The sequence below is a fragment of the Clostridium chromiireducens genome (assembly GCF_002029255.1).
Lineage (GTDB): Bacteria > Bacillota > Clostridia > Clostridiales > Clostridiaceae > Clostridium > Clostridium chromiireducens.
The window spans coordinates 55,494-78,107 of record NZ_MZGT01000010.1; the positions used below are offsets into that span (position 1 = coordinate 55,494).

The following is a 22,614-nucleotide window of genomic DNA, read 5'->3' on the forward strand; positions in this document are numbered from 1 at the left end:
AAAGTTAAGAAATAGTAATTACTTACTTATCATTTTTGTCAGTATCAGTAAGCTTATCTGAAATAATAAATCTTGGTCTTCTTTTAGTCTCATTATATATTTTTCCAATATATTCGCCTATAACGCCTAAGGATAGAAGCTGTATTCCTCCTAGCATCCAAATTGACAGAGTTAAAGAAGTCCAACCAGTAACTGTTCTACCCATGAAATTAACTATCAAGGAGTATAATAGGGCCGCGCCTCCAATAATAAATATAGCGAAACCAATGCCAGCTATTATTCTTATTGGTTTTATACTAAGGGATGTGATTCCATCTAATGCGAATGCAACCATTTTTTTTAGTGGATATTTAGATTCACCGGCAAATCTCTCGTGACGCTCATATTCAACAATTGAGTATTTATAACCAATCAAAGGAACCATTCCTCTAAGAAATAAGTTAACTTCTTTATATTCACTTAATCCCTCTAAAGCGCGTTTACTCATAAGACGATAATCTGCATGATTATAGACCATATCAACACCAAGAGTACGCATTAACTTATAAAAGGTTAATGCAGTTACTTTTTTAAAAAATGTATCGGTTTCTCTTGATGACCTTACGCCATAAACAATGTCTGAGCCGTTATAATACTGTTCGACGAATTTACCTATAACATTAATATCGTCTTGCAGATCTGCATCTAATGATATGGTCATATCTGAATATTCTTTAGCTGTCATAAGTCCTGCAAGCAAAGCGTTTTGGTGGCCTCTATTTCTTGATAAATTGATGCCTGAAATTGTATTATTTCTTTCATGGAGATCTTGAATTATACTCCAAGTTTTATCCTTTGAACCATCATTGACAAAAAGTATCTTACTTTTACAAGAAATTAATTGTCTTTCAATCATATTATTGATCTTTTCAAGTAATCTTCCAGCAGTTTCTTGTAAAACTTCTTCTTCGTTGTAACAGGGAATAACAAGGTATAGTATATCTTTCATAAATTTCCTCCGGTAGACCGTTATATTAAGAATATGCTATAGCTCATACTTTATACTTGTTATTACTGTTGAAATCTCATCTATTAAATTAACTTCTTTATTAATCATATTTGAATCAGTACTCCTAAGTATTTTTACAATAGGTCTTAGCGGGAAATTTGGAAGCGTTTCTTGTACTACCGCTATGTCACCAGTACTAAGTTCAACTAAAGTTCCCTTAGAGAAGGGAATCACAATTTTGCAAAAAGTAATTACTATATCATAATCAAATATTTTACCCGCATTTGACATTAAATATTCTAAAACGTCGCTAGGAAACATTGCCTTTTTATTTGGTCTGCCCGAAGATAATTCATCATATGCATTAGCGATGCTAACAATTTTACTTAAAATATTTATTTCACCATTTGTTAAACCATTAGGATATCCTAACCCGTCGCATCTTTCATGATGTTGAAGTGCTATTACCTTACTATGAGCACTCAAGTTATAGGAGTCAGATAAATACTTATATCCTAAAGTAGAGTGTTGTTTTAAGATTAGAGTTTCTTCAGGTGTTAATTCCTCTTCCTTCATAAGGATTTCCTTAGGGATAAATGATTTACCCACATCGTGTAGTAAAGCACCAATACAAAGGTGCTGTAGCTGCTTTTTAGGAAGTTTTAAGGTAATACCAATAATAAGTGATATTACAGCAACATTTACAGAGTGTGAATATATATAGTTATCCATGCTTCTTATATCAACTAATGAAAGTAGGATATTTCTATTACTTAGTATGTTTTCTATTAAATTTTCAGCCATATTTTCAATATTCTCAAAATAAACAGTTTCCTTTTTGGAAAATTTATCAGCAACAGTAAGTCTATTTATGTTCGAGAAAGCTTCTTTTATAGTTATAATTGCTTTTTGTCTTAACTCGGGTTTTATAATATCTTCAATTTCTTCAGAACTATATTCATCAATTATATATATTGATAGAATATTTATATTCTTTATTTTCGATATAACTCCTTCACTTAGAGTTACACCTTCCCTTACTAAAACTCTACCGTCAGAATCATATAATGTTTTACCAATAATTGAATTTGGTTTTACACATTCAATTGGAACTAATCTCATTGCTATCGTCTCCTCAATTGTTTGGTTATAGTACAATTTACAACATAATTCGCAGTTTATATTCTTAATATAATAGTAGTATATCAGTAAAGTTATCCCATTTATAGTACTATAGGAAAAAATATATAAATATTTATGTAATATATTGTAATATTGTATGGAAAAATTAATGACACGAATAATTATAATTATTGAATGAGATTTAGGAGGAGACAGAAATAAGAATTGAATTCACTTATAGTAAGGTAAGCAAAGTTTTGAGGATTTTATTTTTTATGTAAATTTCTAATTTTTTATACTGTTTAAGTTAATAAATTTGTTACTTGATGTTTAAATTATGTTATAATATTATAGATTACAAATAAAAATATCAAAAGGGGGCTTTTTTCAAATGTCAAGAGTTTATAATTTTTCAGCTGGACCAGCTGTATTGCCAGAAGAGGTTCTTAAAGAAGCAGCAGAAGAAATGTTAGATTATGCTGGTACTGGTATGTCAGTTATGGAGATGAGTCATCGTTCTAAAGCTTTTGAGGGGATTATTACAGAAGCAGAACAATCGTTGAGAGAATTAATGAATATTCCAGACAACTACAAGGTATTATTTCTTCAAGGTGGGGCATCACAACAATTTGCAATGATTCCAATGAACTTAATGAAAAATAAAGTTGCAGATCATATTGTTACAGGGCAATGGGCTAAGAAAGCAGCATCGGAAGGGAAAATATATGGAAAAGTTAATATCTTAGCTTCTTCAGAGGATAAAACTTTCTCATATATACCAGATCTAAAGGATTTAAAGATTTCTGAGGATGCTGATTACGTGTATATATGCCATAACAATACCATATACGGAACAAAGTATAACGATCTTCCAGAAGTAGGGGACAAGGTGTTAGTAGCAGATATGTCATCAGATTTCTTATCTGAACCAGTGGATGTATCAAAGTATGGATTAATTTTTGCAGGAGCTCAAAAGAATGTAGGACCTGCTGGAGTTGTTGTAGTAATAATTCGTGAAGATTTAATTACAGACGATGTATTGCCAGGTACTCCAACAATGTTGAAATATAAGATTCATGCTGATAATAAATCATTATATAATACACCACCAGCATATGGAATTTACATATGTGGAAAAGTATTTAAATGGCTTCAAGATAAAGGTGGATTAGAAGCAATGAAGAATATTAATGAAGAAAAAGCTGCTATATTATACAATTATCTTGATTCAAGTAATATGTTCAAAGGAACTGTTGTAAAGAAGGATCGTTCTTTAATGAATGTACCATTTGTAACTGGTTCAGATGAATTAGATGCTAAGTTCGTTAAGGAAGCTAAAGCAGCTGGATTTGAAAACTTAAAGGGACACAGATCTGTTGGTGGTATGAGAGCAAGTATATATAATGCTATGCCAATAGATGGTGTTAAAGCTTTAGTTGAATTTATGAAGAAATTCGAAGAAGAAAATAAATAATAAAGTTAATATAATATAAAGGGGGAATCGATAGATTTCCCCTTTTAGATTGCCTTAACTACGTATGGTGTATAGACAATAAATACAATATATACAAAGGCTAAGAATATTAATTGTATTTTAACTATTTTTTTATAAGGCATTAATAATATAAACACCATACATTAGGTTTTCAAAGTAATATTAAGATAATATATATTATGAAAACAAAATATATTAAGAGAATAGTAGTATAAGCACCATATAAAGGCATAGCAGTGGAATACATAAAAATAAGAATGTATTAGTTAGATTAGCATTTAATTAATGTAGGATATATTTTGTATAAAAAAAAGAGAGATAAAATAACTCTTTACCTCTCTTTCACTACTTATAGAATAATATTATGCGAAAGTATATAAATAGGAATGCGCATATAATATGTTAAAGTATACTATATGTCAAATGATTAGAACTCGCTTGTTCCTGGAGTTCTAGGGAATGGTATTACGTCCCTAATATTTGTCATACCTGTTATATACATAATTAACCTTTCAAAGCCTAAGCCAAATCCTGCATGTTTAGTTTCGCCGTATTTTCTTAATTCTAGATACCACCAGTAATCTTCTTCAGATAAACTCAATTCAGCCATTCTGCTTTTTAGGACATCTAATCTTTCTTCTCTTTGGCTACCACCTATAATTTCACCAATGCCTGGTACTAGAAGGTCTGTAGCTGCAACTGTTTTGCCATCTTCATTAAGTCTCATATAGAAGGCTTTTATATCTTTAGGATAATCTGTTACGAATAAAGGTTTCTTAAAGTGTTCCTCAGTAAGAAATCTTTCATGTTCTGTTTGTAAGTCTATACCCCAAGTCACAGGATAATCAAATTGCTTTCCACAATTCTGTAGTATATTAACAGCTTCTGTATAAGTAACCCTAGCAAAATCAGATGAAACTACATGATTTAATCTTTCAAGTAATCCTTTATCAACAAATTGATTAAAAAACTCTAATTCTTCTGGACACTCATCCATAACATATTTAATAACATATTTAAGCATATCTTCTGCAAGTTCCATATCGTCTTGTAAGTCAGCAAATGCGATTTCAGGTTCAATCATCCAAAATTCAGCTGCATGTCTTGTGGTATTAGAGTTTTCCGCTCTAAATGTAGGACCGAATGTGTATATATTTCTAAATGCTAGAGCGAAACATTCTCCATTTAATTGACCAGATACAGTAAGGTTAGTTTCCTTGCCAAAAAAATCCTTGCTAAAATCTACATTTCCATCCTTAGTTAATTCAGGAGTTTTAGAATTTAGAGTTGTCACTCTAAACATTTCTCCAGCACCTTCACAATCACTGCCGGTTATTATAGGCGTATGTGTATATACAAAATTCTGATCTTGGAAGAACTTATGGATAGCATAAGCGGCAACAGAACGAACTCTAAAAGTTGCTGCAAAAGCGTTACTTCTAGGTCTTAAATGAGCTATTGTTCTTAAGTATTCAAAAGTATGCCTTTTCTTTTGTAGCGGATAATCTGAATTTGACATACCTTCGATGTTAACACTACTTGCCTGAATCTCAAAGGGCTGCTTTGAATCAGGTGTTGCAACTAGTGTACCAATGACTGAAATTGATGAATTTATAGGCAACTTTGATATTTCCTTAAAATTACTTAGTTTATCATCAATAACTACTTGGATGTTTTTAAAGAAAGAACCATCATTAACTTCAATAAATCCGAATGCATTAGAGGCTCTAAGAGTCCTTATCCAACCTGATATTGTTATCTCCTTTGATAAGAAATTGTCAGTATTTCTATAAAGGCTTCTAACTGAAATTGATTTTGCCATATTATATGACCTCCATTTTTATAATTAATCTTTTGATTAAAATAAAAGTTATGTTAATGAAATGTTTTCATTATACGAAATACTATTAATTTAACCCATTGCGCTTAATAATAAATTGATTTTACAACACTTTCTTAGTGAATGCAACTTAGAGCCTGTCTTTAATTAGATAATAATTTGTAATTTTAAATGCCTAAGTTATAAGTACAATGTAAAATAAATGAAATATTAATAAATTTAATCAATAATATTATATTATTTTCAAGTTCAGCATAAATAAGGCTTTAAAATATACACTTACGAAATAAAAAATAAGCTGTAAATGTTCATAAGAGATATGAATTCATTTGCTACTAAATCTTAATAAAAATAAGATTGTATAAAAAATTCAAAATCTGCTTAGAACATTTCAGCAAATTTATATATATAAGATAACAATAGACGTAATGTCCAAAGAGTAATTCCTTGTAAGGCTTGTCTATTCTAAGCCGTTTTCTAGGCTCTGAATCAATCCATTTGGAAATTCTAGTATAGTCATATCTTTAATAATTCTTTTATAAGCATAAGGTATTTCTTTTATTTGAACTTTCATGCCATCTTCTTTTGTTATAGTTAATATACAATAAGTACTATTTGGTCGGCCAATTTTTGGTTTACCTACACTACCACAATTTATATATACCTTATTTCCGAATTCTTTTATTCCAGGAATATGGGTATGAGCACAAATTAAGACATCCTCATTAAGATCATTCATAATATTTAGAGTATTATCATCATCTTTTAAAAGATATTCATTAATTTTATTTGGGCTTCCATGAACAAATAAAAGATTTTTATTAAGAATATTTAAAGTCAAACTAGTGGATAAATTTTTGAGAAATATTCTGTTCTCCTCTCTTAATTCATTGACGGTCCAAGGGAGAGAGAAACTGTTAATGTGAGTTTCTCTTATGAAAGAATATTCATTATCGACCACAGAGATATCATAATTCCCTTTTATGCAAAGAATATGCCTTCTTCTAATCATTGAAATTACTTCATTGGGATGTGGACCATAGCCAACTAAGTCGCCTAAACAAATAATAGTATCAACTTTTTCAGAATCTATATCTTCTAAGGCATTCATAAGAGCATATACGTTAGCATGAATATCTGAAATTACTGCTATTTTCATAAGCATTCCTCCTATGTTGTTTAAAAAAGTTAAAAATGTTTACTTAAGATTTCAAATAATTTTCTCCAACAATAACTACATCACCAGCACCTACGGTTAGTAATAAGTCACCAGAAGCGAGTTTTGATTTTACATAGTTTAGGGCTTCGTCATGAGAGTGCACATTGGTACAATTTACACCTTTATCCCTTATAGCATCACCTAATTCATCAGAAGATACAAGACTGTTATTTTTCTCACGAGCAGCATAAACGTCCATTAATATAAGTTCATCTGTATCATAGAAACATTCAGTAAACTCATCAAATAAAGCTTTTGTTCTAGTGTAAGTGTGTGGTTGAAAGATGCAAAAAGTTCTATTATGATGAATTTGTTTTGCAGTGCTTAAAGTCGCTTTAATCTCTGTAGGATGATGAGCATAGTCATCTATTACAGTAACACCATTTAATTCACCTTTATATTCAAATCTTTTATGGGCACCTTTGCACTTTGATAATCCTTCAATTATACTATCATAAGAAATATTGAAAATTAATGAAACGCAGATTGAAGCAAGAGCGTTTAATATATTATGCTTACCAGGTACATCTAAAGTTAAGTTAAATAAATATTTATTATCTTTATATACATCAAAGGTTGCACAACCATTTTTATTGAAAACTATGTTCTTTGCAGTAACATTAGCATTATCAGTAAAACCATAGCTTAAAGTATTGCAAGTTGCTTTTAATAACACTTCTTTAACTCTAAAATCATCACAGTAACCCACTAGGTATCCATCATCTGGAATAAGTTTAGAGAATTGTAGGAAGGTATCTGCAATTTCATCTATATCTTTATAACAGTCCAAGTGATCAGCATCGATGTTTAAAATTATTCCTACATAAGGGAAGAATTTTAAGAACGAACGTTTATATTCGCAAGCTTCAGTTAAAAAATATTCACTATTTCCTATTCTAAAATTACCACCTATTGCATCTAACTCGCCTCCAACTAAAATCGTTGGATCTAAATCACCAGCAAGAGTTATATGAGAAAGCATTGATGTACATGTAGTTTTTCCATGTGTACCTGATATAGCTACATTATATTTATGCCCCTTCATAATTTGTCCTAAGAATTCAGCTCTATCCATTAATAAAATATTTTTTTCTTCAGCTTCTAATAATTCAGGATTATCAGATGGTATTGCTGCAGTATAAACTACTAGATCTACGTCTTTAATATTTTCTCTTTTGTGACCTATGTAAATTTCAGCACCTGAAATTCTTAATTTATCAATAATAGGAGAATCTTTAAAGTCTGAACCAGATACTTTAAATCCGCTGTTTAATAGAACAGCAGCAAGTCCGCTCATGCTAATTCCACCAATGCCAATGAAATGAATTTTTTTATCTTTATCTTTTATAAAATTGAAAGACAAATGATCAACTCCTTTAAACTTAATAAAACAAAATATAAAATTATTTTCAACTTAAATTAAATCATTTAGTTTTATACTTTAAATATAATTATATACATTTTTCTGAAAATCAACCATAGGAAAAAGTAAATACACAATATTTTATGCATATTTGATTTATTTGTGAACAGCATATAAACATATATAGTAACTTTATAACTAAAAATATTGATATTAACCTAAATTTAGCATAAAATATGAATATTAAAGCGATTTAATATAAAAAAATTCGTGTAGGAGAATTAATATGGAAAAGTTTACGAGAAATAAGAGGGTAGTTGCCATAACCAAAATTTTATTAGAGAGTCCTAATAAAATACTAGGATTAAATAGGTTTTCAGAATTATTAAATGCAGCAAAATCTACTATAAGTGAAGATATAGTTGTTGTTCGTGAAGTTTTAGAAAAGCTTAAAATGGGTAGAGTTGAAACAATCGCTGGTGTAGCCGGAGGAATAAAATACATTCCACAAAGTGGCGAAGAGGAAAAGAAGGATTTTGCACTAGAAATATGCAGACAATTAAGTGACGATGGAAGAGTTATTCCGGGAAATATAATATACATGACAGATTTAATGTATAATCCGAAAATAATAAGTAAAGCTGGGGTTATGCTTTCATCTTGTTTTCAAGGAAAAGAAGTTAATTATGTAATAACTGTTGAGACTAAAGGGATTCCTTTAGCTTATGAAGTTGCAAGAAACTTAGGCGTACAGTTAGTTATTGCTAGAAGAGATAGCCAGGTGACAGAAGGTCCAACAGTTACAATAAATTATGTATCTGGAAGTAATGGTAGACTTCAACAAATGTCATTATCAAAAAAATCAATGAAGCCTTCTAGTAAATGTATATTTATTGATGATTTTATGAAAGGTGGAGGTACTGCTATTGGAATTAAGGATTTATTAAAGGAATTTGATAGCGAATTAGTCGGAATTGGAGTACTAGTAGATAATAAACAAATTGAAAAAAAATTAATTGACGAATATGTTTCTATAGTAGAATTGAAAGCAGTAGATAAGTCTGCAATCATAGGAATACAACCTTCGAAAATATTTTCTTAAAAACGCTAATGTTCACGTCTGTAATATGTACTAAGATTTTTTTATATGAGCTATACCGTGTTGTCTTTAAAACTTATATTTCAAGGGAGCATTTTAAATTTAATCAGGACAATCTCTTAATTGTATTATTTTATGTAAATTTCCACAAAAAAATAAATTTTTAAGGATTTATCAAATATAAAAAAGGAATTTAGAAATTTGTGGAGAAAATATATAAATATTAAATATTTTTAAAGCAACTGGGAGGGGTGGAGTAAAATGCAAATAACAGACGTTAGAATTAGAAAGATTGCATCAGAAGGTAAAATGAAGGGAATAGTTTCTGTTACATTTGATAATGAATTTGTAATTCACGATATCAAGGTTATAGAAGGACAAATGGGTTTATTTATTGCTATGCCTAGTAGAAAAACACCAGATGGAGAATTCAAGGATATAGCTCACCCAATTAATACAGAAGCAAGGGAAAAAATTCAAACTGCAATTTTAGAAGCTTATGAAAAAGCTATTTCAGAAGAAATTGTAGATGGGGAATAAACTTAGGAACAAAAGGAAGTTTTTATAACTTCCTTTTGTTTTGTATAATATATTTATAGTTGTTATGTAAAACATATTTATAGGCAAATATTAGATTGTTAATAGTTGAAATAAGTATGGCTTTCAAATATAATTAATTTAATATGAATATTTAATACATTATTTAAAGAAATAATCGTATTAATAGAAGGCATATTAATAAAAATAGCAAATCGATGTGTTTGATTAATTTAATTGCAATACAAATTTTTTATATTTTGTAATAGTGGTTATGACATCTTAGATTCGTTATTTATTTCATATAGCTAAATTTAAAAAAAGGTGTGATATTATAATGTATAAATGTGCGTTAGTTTTAGCCGCAGGCCAAGGTAAGAGAATAAAATCAGATTTACCTAAAGTTTTGCATAAAGTATGTGGCAAGGAAATGTTAAAGCATGTTATAGACTCAATAAGAAACTCAGGAATTGATGATATAGATGTAATTGTAGGTAAAGGTGCTGAAATTGTAAAAGAGAGAACATTAGATAAAAATGTAGTATATTCATTACAAGCTGAGCAGCTAGGTACTGGGCATGCAGTTAAGTGTGCTAATGAATTTTTAAGAGATAAAAAAGGAGTAGTCGCAATATTTGCAGGTGACACTCCTTTAATAAAGCAATCAACCATAGAGAAATTATTTAATGATCATATTGAAAATAAAAATGCTGCGACTATCCTGACTTCACTAGTAGAGGATCCAACAGGCTATGGAAGAATTGTACGTGACGATAATAATCAAGTTTTGAAAATAGTTGAACACAAGGATTGTAATGAAGAAGAACTTAAAATTAATGAAATGAATACTGCAATTTACTGTTTTAACATTGAATTATTAGTAAATGCTTTAGAAAAAATAAATAATAATAACCAACAAGGGGAATATTACCTTACAGATGTAATAGAAATATTAAAATCCCAAGGAAATCAAGTTGGAGCAGTTGTAACTGAGTATGAAGAGACTATAGGAGTGAATTCAAGAGTTCAGTTAGCAGAGGCAGAAGAGATTTTAAAAGATAGAATAAATCTTAAGCATATGGAAAATGGAGTTACGTTAATCGATCCTAAAACTACATATATAGGAGTTGATGTTGTAATAGGAAAAGATACAATAATATACCCTAACAATATCATAGAGGGTAATACAGAGATAGGGGATAATTGTTTAATTTATCAGAATTGCAGAATATCAGATAGTACTATTGGAAATGGAGTAGAAATTCAATCATCAGTTGTACTAGATAGTAATGTTGGTGACAATACTACAGTTGGACCTTTTGCGTATATAAGACCTGAATCTACAATAGGTAGGAATGCAAGAATTGGGGATTTTGTAGAAATAAAGAAATCAACAATAGGGGATGGAACTAAAGTATCTCACCTAACTTATATAGGAGACGCAGAGGTTGGTTCAGAATGTAATTTTGGATGTGGAACTGTAGTTGTAAATTACGATGGAAAAAACAAGCATAAGACTATCATTGGAGATCATAGCTTTATAGGCTGTAATACTAATCTTGTATCACCTGTCAAAATTCACGATAATACGTATATTGCAGCAGGTTCTACTATTACATCGGAAGTTAATGAAGGCGATCTTGCTGTTGCAAGGGCTAAACAAAGAAATATTAAGGGATGGGTAGAGAAAAAAGGATTAAAAAAGTAATAGTTTCAGCAATGAATCAGCCAAAATTTTAAGGAGGTCTTCTTGATTATGATAACTCATGGGAGAAATATAAAAGTATTTACTGGGAATTCGCATCCACAACTTGCTCAAAATATAGCTGATATACTAGGAGTTCCGGTAGGAAAGTCTAAAGTTTCAACGTTCAGTGATGGAGAAATATCTGTGGATATTAATGAAACTGTTAGAGGAAACGATGTATTTATAGTGCAATCCACGTCTGCACCTGTTAATAATAATCTGATGGAATTATTAATTATGATAGATGCATTTAAGAGAGCATCTGCAGGTAGAATAACAGCGGTTATTCCATACTATGGATATGCAAGGCAGGATAGGAAGGTGAAGTCTAGGGATCCTATAACTGCTAAGCTAGTTGCAGATTTGCTAACGGCGGCAGGAGCAAACAGAGTATTAACTATGGATTTACATGCTTCCCAGATTCAAGGATACTTTAATATTCCAGTTGATCATTTACTTGGAGCACCAATACTTGCACAACATTTTATATCAATGGGATTAGTAGATCAAAAAGATGTTGTGGTAGTTTCACCAGACTTAGGAAGTGTAACTAGAGCAAGAAAGTTTGCAGATAATCTGCATGCACCGATTGCGATTATAGATAAGAGAAGACCAAAAGCAAATGTTTCAGAGATAATGAATATTATAGGTGATATTGAAGGCAAAAGATGTATATTAATTGATGATATGATTGATACTGCAGGAACTATAGCAAACGCAGCAAATGCACTTAAAGACTTAGGGGCTAAGAATGTTTACGCATGTTGTACCCACGGAGTATTATCAGGACCAGCAATGGATAGGATAAACGAATCGGCAATTGAAGAATTGGTGATGTTAAATACAATTCCTCTAAAAGAAGACAGAAATAATAGTAAGATCCTATCAATTTCGGTTGCTCCATTGTTTGCAGAAGCAATAAAGAGAATTTATGATGATCAACCGATAAGTAAGTTATTTGAATGTCACCAATAATTTAGGCATGGATACATTTAAGGAACATTATTAAAATAAAACAGAATGTATATTTATTCTTATATATTATAGAGTAAATATATATTCTATTTTTTATAAGTAAAGTAAATTTAACAGTATAGATTAGTAAACATATAAGAATTCATATTATATATTTAACTGAAATATAATTAGTAATTACTTGGTTAATTATTATCAAAATATTAGCTTTAGTAGATACTTATATATTTCTTTGTTTGCTATAAAAAGTAAATAAATTATGCTATATTAGGATATGAATAATATGCATATAATGCAAGGAGGAAAAGTATTGGAAGGAGTTACAAACAAGGTATTAATTGTAGATGATGATGAAAACATTAGTGAAGTAATCGATATGTACTTAAAGAGCTCTGGATATAGCACAAAGATAGCTCTGAATGGTAAAGATGCTCAAGAATTATATTTAGATTATAATCCAGATATTGTTTTACTTGATGTTATGATACCTTACATAGATGGAATCGATGTATTAAAGTGGATAAGAAAACAGAAGGAAACGCCAGTTATAATGATTACAGCAAAAGGGGATACCTTTGATAAGGTCTTAGCATTAGAAATTGGTGCTGATGATTATATTGTAAAACCTTTTGAGCCTAAAGAGTTATTAGCAAGGGTTAAAGCAGTATTAAGAAGATATTCTTCAGAACATATAAAGAATGAAATAATAAAATTAAGCGATTTATCAATAGATTCAACTTCATATAAAGTAATGTATAACGGAGAAGAAATAAAAATGCCACCAAAAGAATTTGAATTATTATATTACTTAGCGAATAATAAAAATAAGGTTTTTACAAGAGAACAACTACTTTGTGAAGTTTGGGGATATGACTATCCAGGGGATTCTAGAACAGTAGATGTGCATATTAAGAGATTAAGAGAGAAATTAAGTGGTGGAGAGCAGTGGGAAATACAAACTGTATGGGGTGTTGGATATAAATTTGAGGTGAACTAAATGAAATGTGGAAGTCTGCTTCAAAAATTAATAATGACATTTATAATAATATTGACCATTGTATTGGTTTCTTTAGCATGGATATTATCTATGTGGTTTAGAATTACCTACTTTGCAGAAAAAAGAACACAGTTTGCGCAAGATGGAGAGTATATATCGAAGGCAGTTAAGATATATAATATTCAACAGAATCAAATCGAATTAGATAAACTTCAGGGAATAGTAAATATGTCCAGTGTTGGAGCCAATGCAGATATAATCATTACAGATAAATCAGGTCGTATATATTTAGATTCTAAAATTGAAAGCAGGGCAAATGGTGAGGAGAAACCAAATATTTCAGATAAAAACATGAGAGATTTGGTTAGTGGAGCCCCATTAGAATATATTAGTGATCGTTATACTTATATATACCCAATAATAGAACAGGACGAGTTTCAAGGGTATGTAGCAATGACAGCTCCATTATCAATAATAAGCAAGCAGCTGCATAGAATTTATTTAATCATATGGATATCAGCATTGTGTGCTATGGTTTTTGCTTCAGTAGTTTTATCTTTGGTTTCTAAAAAAATATTGATTAACCCTTTAGCTGAAATAAATAATGCTGCCAAAAGATTTGCTAATGGAGAAGTTAATAAAAGAGTTTATGTAGAGTCACAAGATGAAATTGGTGAATTAGCTAATTCTTTTAATATAATGGCTGAATCTTTAGAAAAGGTTGAAAATAATAGAAGAGATTTTATTTCTAATGTTTCTCATGAGTTAAGATCACCTATTACATCTATAAAAGGATTCATTGCAGGGATAATTGATGGGGTGATTCCAAAAGATAAAGAGGGATATTATTTAGATATAGTTTATAGTGAGATACACAGATTAACGCGATTGATTAATGATTTGTTAGATTTATCAGCCATTGAATCGGGAAAGTTAAAATTCGATATAAAAAAAATTAACATAAATGAATTAATTAGACTTTGTGTATTAAACAATGAACAAAATATAAAAGAAAAAGGTATAAAGTTAAAAATAGATTTGCAAAATGATAATTGCTATGTTAAAGCCGATGAAGATAAAACCATGCAGGTCTTAACTAATTTACTGGATAATGCTGTTAAGTATTGTGGAAATAATGGATTTGTAAAAATAAGCACATACTATAAAGGTAATAAAGTTTTTATAGCAATATATAATAATGGACCTAAGATCACAGAAGAAGAGATAAGAAATATATGGACTAGATTTTACAAATCAGACAAATCTAGAACAAATAAAGTAAGCACTGGGCTTGGATTACCTATAGTTAGGATGATACTTATGCAGCAAGGTGAAGAAGTATGGGTTAAAAATGATCCTGATATAGGTGTTACATTTACATTCTCGCTTACAAAGTATAAGAATAAAAAAGATAAGTATCAAAGGAGGAAGGAATAGAATGTTTTTAATAGTAGGCCTTGGAAATCCGGGGAGGGAGTATGAAGATACACGACATAATATTGGTTTCAACGTTATTGATAGTATTGCTAAAGAGTATAATATTGAAATAAATAGGCAAAAATTTAAAGGTATATGTGGAGAAGGCTTTATTGAAGGAAAAAAGGTTATGCTCCTAAAGCCTACTACGTATATGAATTTAAGCGGAGAAAGCATAAGAGAAGTAGTGGATTTTTATAATCTTGATAGCAATGAAGTCTTAGTTATATATGATGATATTAGTTTAGAAGTAGGAACATTAAGAATAAGAGAAAAAGGTAGTGCGGGTGGGCATAATGGTATTAAGAGCATCATAGCGCACCTTGGTAGTGATGTTTTTCCTAGGATAAAAGTAGGCGTAGGACAACCTAATGGTGACCTAGTTAAACATGTATTAGGTAAGTTTACAAAAGAGGAAATGGTTATTTTGAACCAAAGTATTGAGATTTCAACAAAGGCAAGTGTTGAAATAATAAAGAACAACACTAAGGTGGCTATGAATCAATTTAATGGATTCAAAGCAAATACAACAGTTTAAGGAAGGTGCATGGGATGAGATTAAAAGGGTTATTAGAGCCCTTGGAAAGTAGCAGAGAATTTCAAAGTATAATTCAAGGTATTAATAATAAGAAATATCCTATTGGTATATACGGTGCATCTGAATCAGGTAGAGGGTATATCATAAGCGGAATGTTCGAAAACACCGATAGATCTATGGTTATTATTACTCAAAGCGACATGGAAGCGAAAAATCTTTATGAAGATTTGATATTTTATACAAATGAAGTTTACTATTTTCCAGTTAGAGAAATGGTTTTTTATAACATTGATGCTATTTCTGGTGATTTAAGATGGGCAAGATTAAAGGTAATAAACGAAATATTAAATAAGAAAAAGAAAATAATAGTAACCTCAATAGAGGCCTTTGCATCTAAATATACTCCACATAAATCATTTTTGGAGTATAGCATGAAATTAAAAGAAGGCGCTGAAGTTAATTTTACCGAAATATCAAGAAAGATGATTCAATCTGGTTATGAAAGAGTAGAAATGGTAGAAGGTAAAGGACAATTTTCTCTAAGGGGAGGGATATTAGATGTATTTCCGACAGGTTCAACTTATCCATATAGGGTTGAACTTTTTGGTGATGAAATAGAATCTATTAGGACGTTTAATGCAGAATCCCAGCGAAGTATTGAAAAAGTAAAAAAGATAGATATTTTTCCGGCCAAAGAAATTATTGTATCTGAAGAAACGTTAAAACTTGGACGTGACAAGCTCAAAGAAGAATTTGATAAAATAGCTTCTAATGACAAGGGAAGTGAAAGAGTAGAAAAATTAAGAAAAATATTAAATAAGAATTTAGAAGTTTTAGAGGAAACATCATCGTTTGAAACTATAGATAGCTACCTGCCTTATTTTGTAAATGAACCAGAAAGTTTATTTGATTATTTTAAGGATTATTTCTTTATTGTAGATAATGTGCAAAGGTGTAAAGGAAAATTAGAGTCTACCTATTTAGAATTTGAAGAAAATTTTACAGCTTTTTCAGAAAGAGGAGATATATTTCCGGGGCAAGGAAATCTATTACTTAACAAAGAAGAAATATTAGAGTTATTTGAAGAGGAAAGAATTGCTTTTTTTGAATCTTTAAATAAAGTGACAGATTGGCTAAGCCCAGTCTCAGTAGTGGATATTGCACAAGTAACACTTAATAGCTACCAAGGGCAATTAGATCTATTAATTGATGAAATACTAAGTAAAAAGAAGGCAGGATACAAGACGTTAATACTATCTGGAACAAGAGCCAGGGGAGAACGTTTAGTAGGAACCTTAAGAGATAGAGGAATAGAAAGTGTCTATAGAGACTCTGTTGAAAAAATTGAATTTGGTGAAGTTGTAATAACTTTTGGTAATCAACTAAAAGGATTTGAATATCCAGAGTATAAAATTTGCGTAATATCAGATAGAGAAGTATTTGGTGAAGCAAAGAGAAAATTAAGAGCCAATAATAAGTCAAAGCGAAAAGGGATTTCTAAGATAAAGAGCTTTGCTGAATTAAAACCAGGAGATTATGTAGTTCATGCTAATCATGGTATTGGAGTATATAAGGGTATTAAGCAAATTGATGTTGGAGGGCATAAAAGGGATTATCTTGATATCGTATATGATAAAGGAGATAAATTATATGTTCCTGTGGATCAGCTTGATTTAATCCAGAAGTATGTTGGAAGTGAGGGCAAGTCTCCTAAAGTTAATAAGCTTGGAAGTGCAGAATGGCAAAAAGCAAAGGCAAAGGCTAGGAAATCGATTAATGAAATAGCAGAAGATTTAGTAAAATTATATGCTATGAGAAGCACTGTAAAAGGACACAAGTTTCCTAAGGACACAGAGTGGCAAAAACAATTTGAGGATGAATTTCCTTTTGAAGAAACTCCAGACCAATTGACATCGTTAGAAGAAATAAAGCATGATATGGAAATAGATAAGCCCATGGATAGACTTTTGTGCGGAGATGTAGGATATGGAAAAACAGAGGTTGCGCTTAGAGCCGCATTTAAGGCTGTTATGGATGGAAAACAAGTTGCAATACTAGTTCCAACTACTATATTGGCAGAGCAGCACTACAAAAATATAAAAAACAGATTTTCGGATTTTCCTATAAAGATAGATATGGTAAGTAGATTTAGGACCGGAAAGCAGCAGAAAGAAATCCTACAAAAAGTAAAAGAGGGAAATTTAGATATACTGATTGGTACTCATAGGTTGGTATCTAAGGATATCCAATTCAAAGATCTGGGATTACTAATTGTAGATGAAGAGCAAAGATTTGGAGTAAAGCAAAAAGAACAAATTAAAGGGATAAAGAAGAATGTCGATGTTTTAACTTTAAGTGCCACTCCAATACCTAGAACGCTCCATATGTCTTTAAGTGGAGTTAGAGATATTTCAGTTATTGAAACGCCTCCAGAGGAGAGATACCCTGTCCAAACATATGTGGTAGAGCAAAATGACCAGCTTATAAGAGACGCTATCCTTAGGGAAATTGGTAGAGGTGGTCAGGTTTATTTTGTCTATAATAGAGTGGAAGATATAGATAGAATGGCAAAGTACGTGCAGACGTTAGTACCTGAAAGCAAAGTTGGAGTAGCTCATGGGCAAATGGCAGAAAGACAACTTGAAAAGGAAATGTTCGATTTCATGTCACAAGAATATAACGTATTAGTTTGTACAACGATAATAGAAACAGGGATGGATATTCAAAATGTAAATACAATAATAATTTATGATTCAGATAAAATGGGGCTTTCTCAATTATATCAATTAAGAGGTAGGGTAGGAAGATCTAATAGAATTGCATATGCATACCTTTTATATACTAAAGATAAGGTTCTAACCGAAGTGGCTGAAAAGAGGTTGAAGGCATTAAAAGATTTTACTGAGTTAGGGTCCGGATTTAAAATTGCCATGAGAGATTTAGAAATCAGGGGCGCAGGAAATATGATGGGTTCTTCTCAGCATGGGCATATGGCATCAATAGGATATGATTTATACTGTAGGATGCTTGAAGATACTGTTAAGCTGCTTAAGGGAGAAATTCAAAAAGAGCCTATAGAAACAACTTTGGATATAAAAGTAGATGCATTTATATCAGAGAATTATATCGAGGATGAAATCCAAAAGATTGAAGTTTATAAGAAGATAGCAGCAATCGAAGGCTTGGATGATTACAATGATATAAAGGAGGAGTTAGAAGATAGGTACTCCAAAATTCCAGAACCAGTATATAATCTAATGGATATTGCATATATAAAAAGCCAAGCAAAATCTATTTTCATAGAGGAGATAAAGGAAACACCAAAAGAAATGATATTTAAATTTGCACAGGGTGAAAGTGAATATAAGAACATATTCAAAACTTTAATGGATGAGTATAAAAGTAGTGTTGTATTAAAATTTGGATCAAACCCTTATTTTGCATTTAAACTAAAGTATATAAAGAAGGAAAATAAACTAGAATTTCTAAAAGAAGTCTTTAATGACATAATACTGTAACAAACATATGGTATAAAAGAGAAGTACGAATAAAATAGTGTAAAAAATTTGAATAATAAAAATAATATTGATATACTAATATTATGACTTTTTACAGGAAGATATATTGAAAAATAACATTGTCCGACTTGAAGAGTCATGATATTTATGGCAGGTTATTTTTTAAAGTTAAAATCTAGGATAAGCGAGGGGAAAATTTTGAAGAAATTAAAAAAGATTATTGCAGTAATAGCTGTATCGACAATTGCAGTGACAGCTATGGGATGCAAGATGATTGAGAAGACACCAGAGGCGATAAAGAATACAGTTCTTGCAACTGTTGGTAACGAAAAAGTAACAAAAGGTGATTTAGATAAAGAAATGGAGAAGTATACAGCTCAATTTAAGCAACAATATGGAGAAGATTACGAGAATAATGCACAAGCCAAAGAACAATTACAAAAAATGAAAAAACAGCAACTAGATAGCCTAGTAACTCAAAAGATACTTTTACAAAAGGCTAATGAGTTAAATTTAAAGCCATCGGATGATGAGATAAACAAACAAGTTGATGATCAAATTAACCAATCTAAAGCTCAATTTCCTGAAGAAGGACAATTTGAAAGTGTTTTAGAGCAAAATGGATTGACAGAAGATCAGCTTAAGGATCTTATAAAGAATGAAGTTATAATGAAAGCTGTTCAAGATGATATAGTAAAAGATATAACAGTTACAGATGAAGATGTTCAAACATATTATAATGAGAATAAGGATGCTAAATATACACAAGGAGCTGGTGCAACTGTATCACATATTTTAATTGCCGAAAAAGCTGGTGATGGATCAATAGACTTTGATGCATCGTTAAAAAAGGCAAATGATTTAAAAGCTAAATTAGATGCTGGATCTGATTTTGCAACATTGGCTAAAGAAAATTCAGTAGATCCGGGAAGTAAAGATCAAGGCGGTACTTTAGGATTTCAACCATATAATTCAACACAATTAGTTCCGGAATTTGTAGAGGGATATAAGAACTTGAAAGAGAATGAGATCTCTGCTCCAGTAAAGAGTCAATATGGGTACCATATAATAAAAGCCACTGGATTGAAAACCTCTCAGGTTACGCCTTTAGATCAGGTTAAAGATCAAATAAAATCATCATTATTACAACAAAAGCAAGGCGATGCATTTAACTCTAAGTTAGAAGAGTGGAAAACAGATTTAAAAGTTAAAACTTATGAAGATAAGCTTTAATTAAAAAATAGTGATATTAATAATTTAATATTATTAAATGAAAGGACCGTTACAGAATAGTTTAGTATTATTCTGTAACGGCTTTTTTGTTCATAAATAATTTTTTAATGATAAGGTATATTTTAAATATAAAACATAACTGTATTCGGCACTTTTTAATTAAATTACATGAGAAAAATTATTTATATAAAATTTGTCTATAAGTGTATAAAATTTCTAGAAATTCAAATAATAATATTGCAACCAATTAATAGAGTTTCAAAGGAGGTTATATAACCAATGAAGGCAACAGGAATTGTTAGAAGAATTGATGATCTAGGAAGAGTAGTAATACCTAAGGAAATAAGGAGAACATTAAGAATAAGAGAAGGAGATCCACTAGAAATTTTCACAGATAGAGATGGTGGTGTAATATTAAAAAAATATTCTCCAATTGAAGAACTTACTAATTTCTCAAAGGAATATTGTGAAAGCTTGCAACAAGTTATAGGTCACGTTGTATTAATAGCTGATAAAGATGCATTTGTTTCAATAAGTGGAGCACCTAAAAAAGACTACATAGAAAGAAAAGTAAGCAGTGAACTAGAAAAAATAATGGATGGAAGAAAAACTGTACTATTAAATAAAGCTAATAATTCAGTAATACCATTACATAATGATGATGATGAAGCAATATACACTAGTCAAGTTATATCGCCAATTATAGCAGAAGGTGATGAAATTGGTGCTGTAATTATCTTATCAAAAGAGGATGTAGAGCTTGGAGAAGTTGAAACAAAGTTAGTTGAAACAGCAGCAGCATTTTTAGGAAAGCAAATGGAGCAATAATATTGATAATTTAGTTACGGTATGAAAAATAAAAGGAATAATACCTCTAAACTTACAATAATAATTATTAGTAACGTGTAAGTTTGGAGGTGTTTTATGAATAAACAATCCCTAATAAAAGGGAGTATCATTCTTGGAATTGCAGGAATATTAACTAGATTCTTAGGGTTATTTTTTAGATGGCCACTAATAATGTTAATTGGAGATGAAGGAATAGGATATTATCAAATGTCATATCCGTTATATATGTTTTTTATAGCCATGGCTTCAGGAGTTCCTGTTGCAATTTCAAAGATGATATCAGAAAAAAATGCAACAAATGATATAAGTGGAAGCTTTGAAGTAATGAAGGAATCCGCTATTTTAATGGCCATTATAGGGACAGGCACTACATTGGTATTGTTCTTCTTTGCAAGACCAATAATAACATTTTTAAAATGGGATCCAAAAGCATATTATTCATTAATAGGAATATCCTTTGCACCGATTGTAATATCTTTTGTAACTATATTTAGGGGCTTTTTTCAAGGTCTACAAAATATGACCCCGTCAGCTATATCGCAAATACTAGAACAGGTTGGAAGAGTTATTTTTGGAGTAGGATTAGCTGTATTTCTATTACCACGGGGGATTGAGTATTCAGCAGGTGGCGCGGCCTTTGGAGCGACGGCGGGTGCAGTCATGGGTGGTTCATATTTATATGCGAGCTATAAGAAGATAAGAAAAAGTTACAAAGTGAAAAAAATAAAGAGTAATCCTGAAATATTAAGCACAATTTTAAGGATTGCAATTCCAATTTCATTAGGTACAACTGTTAGTAGTATTATGAATTTAATTGATTCCATTTTAGTTCCGCAAAAATTACTACAAGCAGGATTTACAAACACACAGGCAACTGTACTTTATGCACAGCTAACAGGAAAGGCTTCTGTTATTATAAATATTCCACTGACTCTTTCCATAGCAATCTGCACATCATTAATACCAATTATAGCTGAAAACTTTATTCTTAAAAAACAAAGAGAATTAAAAAACAAAATAGATGCATCTATGAAAATGGCAGCAGTAATTGCAATTCCGTGCACATTTGGACTATTTTTTTTGGCAGGACCAGTAATGAAGCTTATTTTCCCTGGTAAGTTTGAAGGAATAGAAATATTAAAGTATTTATCATTGACGATCCCTTTTATTATAATTACTCAGACAACAACAGCAATATTGCAGGGAACAGGGAATTATATAAAACCTATTGTTAACTTGCTAATAGGATGTGTAATAAAAGTTATATTAACATGGACTTTGGTCTCAATGGAGGCTTTTAATATATATGGAGCTGTAATTGCAAGTTTTAGTGCGTATGTAGTAGTCAGTATCTTAAACATAATAACTTTAAAGTTTACCTTAAAGATAGGACTTAACCTATATGAAATATTAATTAAACCAGCATATGCATCAACCATTATGATGTTATTTGTATTATTTAGTTATAATATTATATATAAGAATACAATAAGTAATGGATTATCTTGCCTAACATCTATACTTTTGGGTATTATAGTATATATTACATTAATAATCGTATTTAAGGTATTTGATATGGAAGAAATAAAAAGTAGACTTAAACGAAGATAAAAGGAGA

General features: G+C 30.5%; 17 protein-coding genes. 12 read left to right on the plus strand and 5 right to left on the minus strand.

Going from position 1 to position 22,614, the window contains the following annotated elements:
* Window positions 1-22: 22 nt before the first annotated feature.
* Window positions 23-988: a glycosyltransferase family 2 protein gene (locus CLCHR_RS04905; protein ID WP_079438578.1), complete on the minus strand. Its 966-nt coding sequence runs from the start codon at window positions 986-988 to the stop codon at window positions 23-25.
* A gap of 36 nt (window positions 989-1,024) precedes the next feature.
* Window positions 1,025-2,110, minus strand: a complete 1,086-nt coding sequence (locus CLCHR_RS04910) for an HD-GYP domain-containing protein (RefSeq protein WP_079438579.1) — start codon at window positions 2,108-2,110, stop codon at window positions 1,025-1,027.
* Window positions 2,111-2,501: 391 nt separating this feature from the next.
* Between CLCHR_RS04910 and serC the strand changes: the two genes are divergently transcribed.
* On the plus strand, window positions 2,502-3,584 hold the full coding sequence (gene serC, locus CLCHR_RS04915) for a 3-phosphoserine/phosphohydroxythreonine transaminase (RefSeq protein WP_079438580.1): 1,083 nt from the start codon (window positions 2,502-2,504) through the stop codon (window positions 3,582-3,584).
* A 448-nt stretch (window positions 3,585-4,032) separates the two neighbouring features.
* Here the strand turns inward: serC and asnS are convergent, their stop codons facing one another.
* The 3 genes from asnS to murC all read right to left on the minus strand — a co-directional run bounded on the left by asnS (window position 4,033) and on the right by murC (window position 8,027).
* Entirely contained in the window at window positions 4,033-5,427 is a 1,395-nt protein-coding gene (gene asnS / locus CLCHR_RS04920; protein WP_079438581.1) for an asparagine--tRNA ligase, read from the minus strand.
* A gap of 478 nt (window positions 5,428-5,905) precedes the next feature.
* Complete coding sequence (locus CLCHR_RS04925; RefSeq protein WP_079438582.1) at window positions 5,906-6,604, minus strand: metallophosphoesterase family protein; 699 nt, start codon at window positions 6,602-6,604, stop codon at window positions 5,906-5,908.
* A gap of 43 nt (window positions 6,605-6,647) precedes the next feature.
* Entirely contained in the window at window positions 6,648-8,027 is a 1,380-nt protein-coding gene (gene murC / locus CLCHR_RS04930; RefSeq protein WP_079438583.1) for a UDP-N-acetylmuramate--L-alanine ligase, read from the minus strand.
* A gap of 286 nt (window positions 8,028-8,313) precedes the next feature.
* On the opposite strand from murC, the gene purR reads away from it, so the two are divergent.
* The 11 genes from purR (at window position 8,314) to CLCHR_RS04985 (ending at window position 22,607) form a co-directional block, all read left to right on the plus strand.
* On the plus strand, window positions 8,314-9,129 hold the full coding sequence (purR, locus tag CLCHR_RS04935; protein WP_079438584.1) for a pur operon repressor: 816 nt from the start codon (window positions 8,314-8,316) through the stop codon (window positions 9,127-9,129).
* A gap of 258 nt (window positions 9,130-9,387) precedes the next feature.
* Window positions 9,388-9,666, plus strand: a complete 279-nt coding sequence (gene spoVG / locus CLCHR_RS04940) for a septation regulator SpoVG (protein WP_079438585.1) — start codon at window positions 9,388-9,390, stop codon at window positions 9,664-9,666.
* Window positions 9,667-10,000: 334 nt separating this feature from the next.
* Entirely contained in the window at window positions 10,001-11,371 is a 1,371-nt protein-coding gene (glmU, locus tag CLCHR_RS04945) for a bifunctional UDP-N-acetylglucosamine diphosphorylase/glucosamine-1-phosphate N-acetyltransferase GlmU (RefSeq protein ID WP_079438586.1), read from the plus strand.
* Window positions 11,372-11,419: 48 nt separating this feature from the next.
* Window positions 11,420-12,385 (plus strand): ribose-phosphate diphosphokinase, encoded by a 966-nt coding sequence (locus CLCHR_RS04950; RefSeq protein WP_079438587.1) that lies wholly within the window; start codon window positions 11,420-11,422, stop codon window positions 12,383-12,385.
* Window positions 12,386-12,695: 310 nt separating this feature from the next.
* On the plus strand, window positions 12,696-13,382 hold the full coding sequence (locus CLCHR_RS04955; protein WP_079438611.1) for a response regulator transcription factor: 687 nt from the start codon (window positions 12,696-12,698) through the stop codon (window positions 13,380-13,382).
* The gene (locus CLCHR_RS04960; protein ID WP_079438588.1) at window positions 13,383-14,819 is read left to right on the plus strand and encodes a sensor histidine kinase; all 1,437 of its coding nucleotides are present in this window, start codon (window positions 13,383-13,385) and stop codon (window positions 14,817-14,819) included.
* Window position 14,820: 1 nt separating this feature from the next.
* On the plus strand, window positions 14,821-15,396 hold the full coding sequence (pth, locus tag CLCHR_RS04965; protein ID WP_079438589.1) for an aminoacyl-tRNA hydrolase: 576 nt from the start codon (window positions 14,821-14,823) through the stop codon (window positions 15,394-15,396).
* Window positions 15,397-15,410: 14 nt separating this feature from the next.
* Window positions 15,411-18,914: a transcription-repair coupling factor gene (gene mfd / locus CLCHR_RS04970; protein WP_079438590.1), complete on the plus strand. Its 3,504-nt coding sequence runs from the start codon at window positions 15,411-15,413 to the stop codon at window positions 18,912-18,914.
* Window positions 18,915-19,112: 198 nt separating this feature from the next.
* A complete protein-coding gene (locus CLCHR_RS04975; protein ID WP_079438612.1) occupies window positions 19,113-20,147 on the plus strand; it encodes a peptidylprolyl isomerase in 1,035 nt (344 codons plus the stop codon).
* Window positions 20,148-20,426: 279 nt separating this feature from the next.
* Window positions 20,427-20,975 carry a stage V sporulation protein T gene (gene spoVT / locus CLCHR_RS04980; protein ID WP_079438591.1) on the plus strand — a complete coding sequence of 183 codons (549 nt, stop codon included), beginning with the start codon at window positions 20,427-20,429 and terminating at the stop codon, window positions 20,973-20,975.
* Between the two features lie 96 nt (window positions 20,976-21,071).
* Window positions 21,072-22,607, plus strand: coding sequence for a putative polysaccharide biosynthesis protein (locus CLCHR_RS04985; protein ID WP_079438592.1), 1,536 nt, complete (start codon window positions 21,072-21,074; stop codon window positions 22,605-22,607).
* Window positions 22,608-22,614: the final 7 nt, after the last annotated feature.

Excerpts from the sequence above, each read along its gene's own strand:
- spoVG (WP_079438585.1), top strand. The coding sequence starts at position 9,388 with ATGCAAATAACAGACGTTAGAATTAGAAAGATTGCATCAGAAGGTAAA.
- spoVT (WP_079438591.1), top strand. The coding sequence starts at position 20,427 with ATGAAGGCAACAGGAATTGTTAGAAGAATTGATGATCTAGGAAGAGTA.
- CLCHR_RS04905 (WP_079438578.1), bottom strand. The coding sequence starts at position 988 with ATGAAAGATATACTATACCTTGTTATTCCCTGTTACAACGAAGAAGAA.
- mfd (WP_079438590.1), top strand. The coding sequence starts at position 15,411 with ATGAGATTAAAAGGGTTATTAGAGCCCTTGGAAAGTAGCAGAGAATTT.
- CLCHR_RS04985 (WP_079438592.1), top strand. The coding sequence starts at position 21,072 with ATGAATAAACAATCCCTAATAAAAGGGAGTATCATTCTTGGAATTGCA.
- asnS (WP_079438581.1), bottom strand. The coding sequence starts at position 5,427 with ATGGCAAAATCAATTTCAGTTAGAAGCCTTTATAGAAATACTGACAAT.
- CLCHR_RS04950 (WP_079438587.1), top strand. The coding sequence starts at position 11,420 with ATGATAACTCATGGGAGAAATATAAAAGTATTTACTGGGAATTCGCAT.
- serC (WP_079438580.1), top strand. The coding sequence starts at position 2,502 with ATGTCAAGAGTTTATAATTTTTCAGCTGGACCAGCTGTATTGCCAGAA.
- pth (WP_079438589.1), top strand. The coding sequence starts at position 14,821 with ATGTTTTTAATAGTAGGCCTTGGAAATCCGGGGAGGGAGTATGAAGAT.
- CLCHR_RS04925 (WP_079438582.1), bottom strand. The coding sequence starts at position 6,604 with ATGAAAATAGCAGTAATTTCAGATATTCATGCTAACGTATATGCTCTT.
- CLCHR_RS04960 (WP_079438588.1), top strand. The coding sequence starts at position 13,383 with ATGAAATGTGGAAGTCTGCTTCAAAAATTAATAATGACATTTATAATA.
- purR (WP_079438584.1), top strand. The coding sequence starts at position 8,314 with ATGGAAAAGTTTACGAGAAATAAGAGGGTAGTTGCCATAACCAAAATT.
- glmU (WP_079438586.1), top strand. The coding sequence starts at position 10,001 with ATGTATAAATGTGCGTTAGTTTTAGCCGCAGGCCAAGGTAAGAGAATA.
- CLCHR_RS04910 (WP_079438579.1), bottom strand. The coding sequence starts at position 2,110 with ATGAGATTAGTTCCAATTGAATGTGTAAAACCAAATTCAATTATTGGT.